Source organism: Rhodoferax sp. (assembly GCF_034519335.1).
Taxonomy (GTDB): Bacteria; Pseudomonadota; Gammaproteobacteria; order Burkholderiales; family Burkholderiaceae_C; genus Allorhodoferax.
The window spans coordinates 190233-199078 of the sequence record NZ_JAXHOL010000034.1 but is presented as its reverse complement, the minus strand read 5'-3'; the positions used below and the strand labels follow the sequence as shown (position 1 = coordinate 199078).

The window sequence follows — 8846 nt, the reverse complement described above, 5'->3', positions numbered from 1 at the left end:
GCCAATGCCGCTTCGTATTGCACGGTGCCTTGGTGGGCCAGTGCCAGCACTTTGGCGTCCAGCTGCAGCAGGGCGGCAGCGTTGTCGCGCAGTGGCGCCTTGCCCACCAATGCGGTTTTGTAGTCGCCCCAGGCAGTGTCCAGCTTCGCGTAGGTGGCCTGCACATCGGGCGTGGGGGCAAAACCTTTGAGCTCGACCAGCTGGCGGTCAAACAGCGCCATGGACTTGTCCAGCACCAGCTGGGCGCTGGTCTTCTCCACGTTTTGCAGCAGGGCCAACCAGGCCTTGCCCATGCGCTGGCTCAGCATGCGTTGGCGGCCCGCCTTGTTGATGGCGTCGCTCAAATCTGCCACCTGGGCGCGGGCGGGCAGGGCCAGTGCCAGCAGGCTGGCGCCTGCGGCGGTGATCAGGGTGCGGCGTTGCATGGTGCAGGCCTCAGGCGCTTGCAGAGTTCACTGCATTGAACTGGCGGGTGTCGACCTGCGCGTCCTGGAAGTCGAACCACGGGTCGGGCTCGCCGTCCAATGCAAAAAGCAGTTCTTCGTTCAAGGCCTTGCGGCCTTCGGCGTCTTCCAGAATTTTCTTTTTCACGTAGTCAAGGCCCACACGGCTCACGTAATGCACGGTACGTTCCAGGTACCAGCCTTCCTTGCGGTAGAGCTGCATAAAGGCGCCGGTGTACTCCAGCACTTCTTCGGCGGTCTTGAGCTTCACAAAGAAATGCGCCACTTCGGTCTTGATGCCGCCGTTGCCGGCGATGTACATCTCCCAGCCACTGTCCACACCGATGATGCCCACGTCCTTGATGCCTGCTTCGGCGCAGTTGCGCGGGCAGCCGGACACGGCGTACTTGACCTTGTGCGGTGCATACATGCGCCAGTGGGCGCGCTCCAGGTCCTTGCCCATCTGCGTGCTGTCCTGCGTGCCCATCCGGCACCATTCACTGCCCACACAGGTCTTCACCGTGCGCAAGGCTTTGGCGTAGGCGTGGCCGCTGGGCATGCCGATGTCTTTCCACACGCCCACCAGGTCTTCCTTCTTCACGCCCAACAGGTCGATACGCTGGCCGCCCGTGACCTTGACGGTGGGGATGTTGTACTTGTCCACCGCATTGGCGATGCGGCGCAGCTCGTCGGCCGTGGTCTCGCCGCCCCACATGCGCGGGATGACGGAGTAGGTGCCGTCCTTCTGGATGTTGGCGTGGCTGCGTTCGTTGATGAAGCGGCTTTGTGGGTCGTCCTTGGCCAGCTTGGGCCAGCTGCTGATAAGGTAGTAGTTCAGCGCGGGGCGGCAGCTGGAGCAGCCGTTGGGCGTCTTCCAGCCCATGCCTTGTTGCACCTGGGCAATGGTGAGGTATTTGTTGGCGAAGATGGCGTCGCGCACTTCCTGGTGGCTGTGGTCGGTGCAACTGCACATGGCCTTTTTCTTGGGCGTGGCGGAGTAGTCACCACCGGCGGTGAACATGATGATTTGCTCCACCAAGCCGGTGCAGGAGCCGCAGGACGCGCTGGCCTTGGTATGTTTTTTCACCTCGTCCAGGGTGAACAGGCCTTTCTCCTTGATGGCCTTGCAGATGGTGCCTTTGGTGACGCCGTTGCAGCCGCAGACCTCGTCGCTGTCGGCCATGGCGGCGGCCTTGTTCTGGCCCTGGTGGCCCACGTCGCCAATGTTGGAGCCGCTTTCGCCAAACATCAGCTTGTCGCGGATGTCGGCAATGCTGCGGCCGTCGCGCAGCATCTTGAAGTACCAGCTGCCGTCCACGGTGTCGCCGTACATGCAGGCGCCCACCAGCTTGTCGTCCTTGATGACCAGTTTTTTGTAGACGCCGCCGTAAGGGTCGCTCATCACAATTTCTTCGGTGCCTTCACCGCCCTGGAATTCACCGGCGCTGAACAGGTCGATGCCGGTGACTTTCAGTTTGGTGGAGGTCAACGAGCCGGTGTAGCGACCAATGCCGTACATGGCCAGGTGGTTGGCCGCCACCTTGGCTTGTTCAAACAGGGGAGCGACCAAGCCGTAGGCAATGCCGCGGTGCGCCGCACATTCGCCCACGCTGTAGATGCGCGCGTCGGTCACGGTTTGCATGGTGTCGGTCACCACAATGCCGCGGTCCACATGCAGGCGCATGCTGGCGGCCAGCTCGGTGTTGGGGCGAATGCCCACCGCCATGACGACGAGGTCGGCGGGGACTTCGGTGCCATCCTTGAATTTGATGCTCTTCACGCGGCCGCCTTTGCCGTCGTTGTCGCTGCCCACTAGTTCCTGGGTTTGTGCGCCCATCAGGAACTGCAGGCCACGCTCTTGCAAAGACTTTTGCAGCAGACCACCGGCCACGGTGTCGAGCTGGCGCTCCATGAGCGTGGGCTGCACATGCACCACAGTGACTTGCATGCCGCGCAGCATCAGGCCGTTGGCCGCTTCCAGGCCCAGCAGGCCGCCGCCAATGACGACTGCATGCTTGTACTTGGTGGCCGCCTCGATCATGGCGTTGGTGTCGGCAATGTCGCGGTAGGCGATCACGCCTTCCAGGTCTTTGCCCGGAATGGGCAGGATGAAAGGATTGGAGCCGGTGCAGATCAGCAGGCGGTCGTACTCGGCCTCGGTGCCGTCGGACGCCTTGACGATGCGCTTGACGCGGTCCACTTCCACCACTTTTTTGCCGGCGTGCAGCGTGATGTGGTTCTCGGCGTACCACTCAAAGGAGTTCAGGACGATCTCGTCCAGCGTCTGCTCACCGGCCAGCACGGGGCTCAGCAGAATGCGGTTGTAGTTGGGGTGGGGTTCTGCGCCAAAAACGGTGATGTCGTACAGATCCGGGGCCACCTTGAGCAGTTCCTCAATGGTGCGCACACCGGCCATCCCGTTGCCAATCATTACCAGTTTCGATTTTTTCATAGGTGCCACTCCAAGGACGAGAAGACTTTGTGGGATGTAGCGGTGCCACATGCCGAAAATAGGGGGTAGTGGAGATCTGCGCCTTAAGCAAAGGCGCACCAGCAAGCACTGGCCTTGGACAGCCTGCACTGCGCGACGTCGTTGTGCGCAGAACCATGGCGGCTGTCATCTCGTTGGGACGCGTCGTTGCGCCCGCGATGACTTACGCAAAAGCTGTGCCATATGATGGCGCCCGTCCGTCTGGGCCGTGCACCTTGGTGCGCGAATTGCTGCCGATGGGCCCATGAACCCGCCCCAAAGGCCCCTTTGTCACTCTGAACCTCGCACGCCATGACCACTGCCTTGTTATGCCAAACCCGTCCTGCAACAGCGCCGACCTTGGCCGTGGACCTGGTGGCCGCGGGTTTGGCGCTGGAGGCCACCGTGGAGGATTGCAACAAGTTGGTGCAGTCCGTGGTGCTTCATGCACCAGATGTGGTGATCTGCGATGTACCCCGGGTAAGCGTGGTTTGGTTGCAGGTGCTCAGGCGTTTGGAGCTGGCCCTGCCCTGTCCGCTCATTGTTTTTACCCACGACACAGACGCCAGCCGCATGCAGAAGGCCGTGGGCGGCGGGGTGCATGCCTATGTGGTGGATGGGTATGGAGCCCATCGCCTGCGCCCGCTGGTGCACCTGGCCCAAGCCCGCTTCAGGCATTCGCGAGCAGCAGCGGGAATGCCTACGAGGCCATTGCTACCCGCCTGGAGGAGCGCAAATCGGTGGACCGGGCCAAAGGCATCCTGATGCGTGCCCAGCGCTTGTCCGACGATGATGCGTTCAGTGCACTGAGATCCGCCGCCATGCGCTCCAAACAACGACTTGGTCAGCTGTCGCAGCACATCATCCAGTCGGCAAACTTGGCCGAGGCGGTCAACCGGTCCGGCCAATTGCGAATGTTGTCGCAACGGGTGGTCAAGCTGCATCTGCTGCAGGCCGCCGGGTGTGCAAGCGGGGCAGCACACCGCGCTTGCTCGACGAGTCGCTGGCAGCGGGTGGAGGCCAATTTGGCCTTCCTGCGTAAAAGCGTATCCCAGCCCACCTATGGCGATTTGTTGGAGCAGGTGGCTCACACCTGGGAGCAACTGAAAGCAGGCCTTGGCGCTGGGCTGATGTGGCCGCGCATGGAGCAGCAGGCCGAGGCCCTGTTGTCGGGCGCCGAGCGACTGACCTCAAGCTTGGAGCGCGTCTGGCGCGCGGTGCGCCTTTGCATTTGTTGAATATGGCCGGGCGCCAACGCATGTTGTCGCAGCGCTTCACCAAATACGCGCTGCTGGCTGCTGGTGGCTGAGGCGGGCCTGGCGGACTGCAGGCCCTGGCAGCATGCAGCGGGTGCGCAGCACGACGTTTGAGGAAGCGCTGACCTATCTCAATGGCATTCCCCTGAGCACGCCGGAAATTCATCGGCGCGTTGGCGGCGGCGGGTGTGGCCTGGTTGCACATGGTGGCCGCGGCCCAGGCGCTACCGGGGCCCCGGCGCCCGCCAAGCGGGGTGTGCGCTGCAAGAGCCGTGGGCCAGCACAGCGACACCTTGCTGGCGCTGTTTGAGCAGCTCTCCAACCACTACGCCAACAGCATGCAGCTGTTGGTGGGCTAGCGGATCGGTTCTGCCACCGAGTTGGGTTAACCCTGCACATATTTGGTGCGTCGCAGCATTGTTGGGCATTCAAATTGCTTGGATTGGTGCATGGCATTTGACATAGACATCGGCTTTAGCTCGCAGGCCGGGCGCAAGCCCCTGAACGAAGACTTCTGCGCGGCCATGCTGCCCACGCCGGGGCAGGAGGACCGGGGCTCCATCGTCGCGATCGCCGATGGCGTCAGTGCGGGGGGCTTGGGCCGCGAGGCCGCGCAAACCACCGCCACCAGCCTGGTGCGCGACTACTTTGGCACGCCCGAGACCTGGGACACCACGGTGGCGCTGGACCGCATCATTGGTGCGCAAAACAATTGGTTGTGTGGCGTCAACCGGCGCCGCCAGCCCGCCATGGGCCTGACCACGCTCACCGCCCTGGTGCTGCGCGGGCATTCCTACACCTTGGCCCATGTGGGGGACAGCCGCTGCTACCTAGTGCGCGGCGGCCGCGCTACCTTGCTCACCCAAGACCATGTGGTGAACCACCCCGACTTCCAGCATCAGCTGCTGCGTTCGGTGGGCGCCGAGGACCACCTGGTGGTGGACTACCAGCAGGGCGAGCTGGAAGTGGGGGATGTGTTTATATTGCTGACCGATGGCGTACACGGCGCGGTGGCGGCGCGCAGTCTGCCTGAGTACGCGGCGATGCCCAGCGCCCAGCAGGCCAGTGAGGCGCTGGTCACACTGGCGCTGGAACGGGGCAGCCAAGACAACGCCTCGGCGGTCGTAGTGCGGATCCACGGCCTGCACGAGGCCACGCTGGCAGATGCCAACCGCTTGGCGCAAAGCCTGCCTATTCCGCCGCGTCTCAAAGTCGGCGATGTCCTCGATGGCCTGACGGTCACTGCGCCAGTGGCCGACAACGGCATCAACGTGCTGGTGCAGGTGCGCAGCCCGGCATCGCCAAGTGGGCGCTGCGCGCTGGCAAGCTCTACGCCCTCAAGACCCTGAACACCGCCCGCGCCCATGACCAAGAGGAGCGCGCCATGCTGGCGCACGAGGCTTGGCTGGCCACGCGCATGCAGTCGTCCCGCGCCGCGCCCTACCTGGTGGCGGTGCACGAGAAGCTGCCCCACGGTGCGCCGCGCTCGGCGTTTTATCTGCTCTACGACTGGCACGGCGGGGAGACCTTGCAGCAGCTGCTAGACCGCCAGCACCGCCTGACCCCCGCCACAGCGCTGGGCCACGCCATGCAGGCCCTGCAGGCGCTGGGGCGCTTGCACCGCCAAGGCGTGGTGCACCGAGACATCAAGCCCGCCAATCTGCACCTGGGAGACGACGCGGTGCTGCGGGTGCTGGATTTGGGCGTGGCGCTGAGCGGGCGCGAGCCCGCCGCCATGCGCGCGCTGCACGCGGGAACCCCCAGCTATGTGAACCCCGAGCAGTGGGGTTTTCGCACCCAGGCGGGGGCAGGCAAGACCGAGGCGGATGAAGGCGAAGCCCAACTGCCCAACGCGCAAAGCGACCTGTTTGCGCTGGGCGTGGTGCTGTACCAGTTGCTGACCGGCAAGCTGCCCTACGGCGAGGTGTTGCCCTACCAAGTGGGCCGCTACTACCGCGACCCCACGCCCCCCAGCCGCCACAACCCCGAGGTGCCCATCTGGCTGGACCATGTGCTGCAAAAGGCGGTCGCGCGGGATCAGCGCCTGCGCTTTGAAACCGCCGAAGAATTTCTGCTCGCGCTGGAGCGGGGTGCCTCGCGCCCCTTGAACGCGCCACCGGGAACACCGCTGCTGCAGCGCGACCCGACCATGCGCTGGAAGGTGGGCTTGCTGGTCTCGGGTCTGTTCAATTTGCTGCTCGTCTATTGGCTGCTGTTTTTGCCAAAATAGGGCTCTAGCCCTTGTAGGCATTGCGCAAGCAGCTCTGTTTTTGATAGTAAAATTTGTCGCGCTGTTGGCGCGGTGTGGAGAGAATCCCACACCTGCACTGTGTAACCACTTTTTTTTCTCGCACAGGGTTTCTAGCGCGGCCGGGCTTGTTAGGATGGTTCCATCACTGCGAAGGAACGAGCCATGCGAAAAGTTCGAGCACCTGTGAAATCGGTATCCGCCCAGATGCCGGCGCGCCCGCCGCGCCTGACCACGTTCCAGCGCGGGCTGCAGCGGCACATGCAGTGCAGTGCGCAGAGCGCGGCCTGGTTTGACGTGCTGATCAGTCGGCATAGCCCGTCCAAGTTGGACCACTAAGCTCTCCATACCGACCCCGAGCCCGGCGCCCTGTGTGGGACGCTTGCGCTACAGTGCGACCAGCACTTTGGAGCCCCGCATGCACCCTGATTCGATGAAACACAAGGCCAGCCTCTGGTTTGGCGACGTTGGCACCTCCGTCCACATTACCGATGTGCATTGGGAGGGCGATATCAGCCAGCAGGAATTGATGGCCGTGGCCGACCAGATATCTCCCGACTGGCAAACCATTGACCTAGAGCTAGACCCGCGGCACCCCCGCTACGGCCACGCCTACCGCCTGTACCGCGAAGCGCCGGGCGACGATGCTTTGGAAGCACTGCGGGCGCTGGAGATGGAAGTCGCGCTGGCAGGCCAGTACGTGTGGGTGCACTGCTGCCAAGTGGTATTGGACCCGCTGGGCGAGTTGGTCAACGCGACCGGCCATTCCATCAGCCAGAACTTCAGCACCGTGATGTTTTGCACTGAGTTCATCTCGTTTCACGATGTTGCCCAGCAGTGCGATGCGCACTTTGGCCAAGGCGAGTGGGATGAATACGAGCTCTACCTCGACGACGCCTTGCCCACGCCAGTTGCGTCGTTCGGTTAAGCGCTTTTCGACGATACGTTTTTAGGCGGCGCGGGCGCGTCCGCCTTTTTCGGCCCACGTGCGGGTCCAGCGTAGCTGCATGCTGCGCATCATGAGCAGCACGATCAGAGCCAAGGCCGCAAACAGGGCAAAGCCCCAAAAGTAGGTGCCGGTGTGCTGCTTGGAGAGGCCCATGGCGTTGGGTACCAAACCGCCACCCAGCGCTCCAATTTCTCCGATCATGGAGCCCGCCACCGCAGTGGCTGCGGGCCAGCGCAGCGGCACCAGTTGAAACAGCGCGCCATTGCCGGCGCCCAGCGCGGCAAAGCAGAGCATGAGCAGGAGTGTGGTGAGCACCAGCGAGCCACCGGCCAGTCCGCAGGCGAGCAGCGATAGGCAGATAACTACCAGCACGGCGGTCAGCGTGTTGATGCCGCCCCAGTGGTCGGAGATCCAACCGCCAAAAATGCGCAATGCGGCACCCATGAAGGCCGCCAACATGGTGAGCTGGCCGGCTTGCACCTTGCTCACACCAAACTGGTCGTAGTAGTAGCTGGGCAAAAAGGTAGTGAGGCCAATAAAGCCACCAAAGGTGATGGCGTAGATGACGCTGAAGGCCCAACCATCTTTTTCAAACAGGCAGGCAATGTGTTCGCGAAAGTTGGCGTGTTTGTCCACGTCGTCAGGTTCGCGCGCCAGTACCAGCATGACGATGACCGGGATCAGCAAACCCACGGCGGCGATGCCATACACCGTCTTCCAACCATAGGCCTGCGCCAGCATGGGCGCCAACAAGGCTGAAACCGAGGTCCCCACGTTGCCCGCGCCGACCAAGCCCATGGCCAGCCCTTTGTAGCGCGCCGGGAATGAGCCTGAACCCAGTGATAGCGCTACGCCGAAGCTGGCGCCGGCAATGCCCAGCAACACGCCCATGGCCAGCATGTCGTTGAAGGTTTTCACCACAAAGTAGCCGTACATCAGGGCAATCGCGATGCCGCCCATTTCGACCAAGGTGGCGTTCTTGCGACCGATGTACTGCGCCAATATGCCCAGCGGGAACCGCATGATGGCGCCCGCAAAAATAGGAATGGACAGCATCAGGCCGACTTGGGACGGGCTGAGCTGCAGGGCTTCCTTGATGTACGGCGCCATGGCGCCATTGGTGACCCAGACGCCGCAGCAGTAGGTGAAATAGACAAATGCCGCCAGTAAGCTGGGCGAATGCCCCGATTTGAGAAAGCTGCGGAATCCCGCCATGGTGCACATCCTTGTGAAAAGCGTTGGTTTCACCAAGGCAGTGCAAAAAACGGGCCAAGTTGGGGCGGTGGAAATGGGGGCGTAGTGCGCCAGTTTGGTGCTTTACACCGCAGACAAGAAATTGGTTGAAAATCGGCAACGTTTGCGCGCGCCGCCGGTCCGGTAGCGTGGTGCTTTCTCCCCTCCCCGTTTCCGCTGTCTGATCTTGCTGCACTAGGCGTGTCTATGAACCGATTGTTTTCCCGTGGGGCGCGAGCGACGCCTG

At 62.9% G+C, this 8846-nt stretch carries 8 protein-coding genes and 1 pseudogene; 6 read left to right on the top strand and 3 right to left on the bottom strand.

The window, feature by feature from the left end; translation table 11 throughout:
* A partial coding sequence (locus tag U5O12_RS15365; protein ID WP_322579470.1) for a type IV pili methyl-accepting chemotaxis transducer N-terminal domain-containing protein occupies positions 1 to 425 on the bottom strand: 425 nt, incomplete at its 3' end.
* Between the two features lie 10 nt (positions 426 to 435).
* Complete coding sequence (nirB, locus tag U5O12_RS15360; protein WP_322579469.1) at positions 436 to 2895, bottom strand: nitrite reductase large subunit NirB; 2460 nt, start codon at positions 2893 to 2895, stop codon at positions 436 to 438.
* A 330-nt stretch (positions 2896 to 3225) separates the two neighbouring features.
* On the opposite strand from nirB, the gene U5O12_RS15355 reads away from it, so the two are divergent.
* The 6 genes and pseudogenes from U5O12_RS15355 (at position 3226) to U5O12_RS15330 (ending at position 7345) form a co-directional block, all read left to right on the top strand.
* Entirely contained in the window at positions 3226 to 3678 is a 453-nt protein-coding gene (locus tag U5O12_RS15355; RefSeq protein ID WP_322579468.1) for a hypothetical protein, read from the top strand.
* Complete coding sequence (locus tag U5O12_RS15350) at positions 3654 to 4151, top strand: ANTAR domain-containing protein (RefSeq protein ID WP_322579467.1); 498 nt, start codon at positions 3654 to 3656, stop codon at positions 4149 to 4151. Before U5O12_RS15355 ends, U5O12_RS15350 begins: the two co-directional genes overlap by 25 nt.
* A gap of 206 nt (positions 4152 to 4357) precedes the next feature.
* Positions 4358 to 4528, top strand: coding sequence for a hypothetical protein (locus U5O12_RS15345; RefSeq protein ID WP_322579466.1), 171 nt, complete (start codon positions 4358 to 4360; stop codon positions 4526 to 4528).
* A 90-nt stretch (positions 4529 to 4618) separates the two neighbouring features.
* Positions 4619 to 6399, top strand: a pseudogene (locus tag U5O12_RS15340) (protein kinase domain-containing protein).
* Positions 6400 to 6582: 183 nt separating this feature from the next.
* A complete protein-coding gene (locus U5O12_RS15335) occupies positions 6583 to 6756 on the top strand; it encodes a hypothetical protein (RefSeq protein WP_322579465.1) in 174 nt (57 codons plus the stop codon).
* Positions 6757 to 6835: 79 nt separating this feature from the next.
* Positions 6836 to 7345, top strand: a complete 510-nt coding sequence (locus U5O12_RS15330) for a hypothetical protein (RefSeq protein ID WP_322579464.1) — start codon at positions 6836 to 6838, stop codon at positions 7343 to 7345.
* A 21-nt stretch (positions 7346 to 7366) separates the two neighbouring features.
* On the opposite strand, the gene U5O12_RS15325 is transcribed toward U5O12_RS15330, so the two are convergent.
* Positions 7367 to 8581 carry an MFS transporter gene (locus U5O12_RS15325; RefSeq protein ID WP_322579463.1) on the bottom strand — a complete coding sequence of 405 codons (1215 nt, stop codon included), beginning with the start codon at positions 8579 to 8581 and terminating at the stop codon, positions 7367 to 7369.
* Positions 8582 to 8846: the final 265 nt, after the last annotated feature.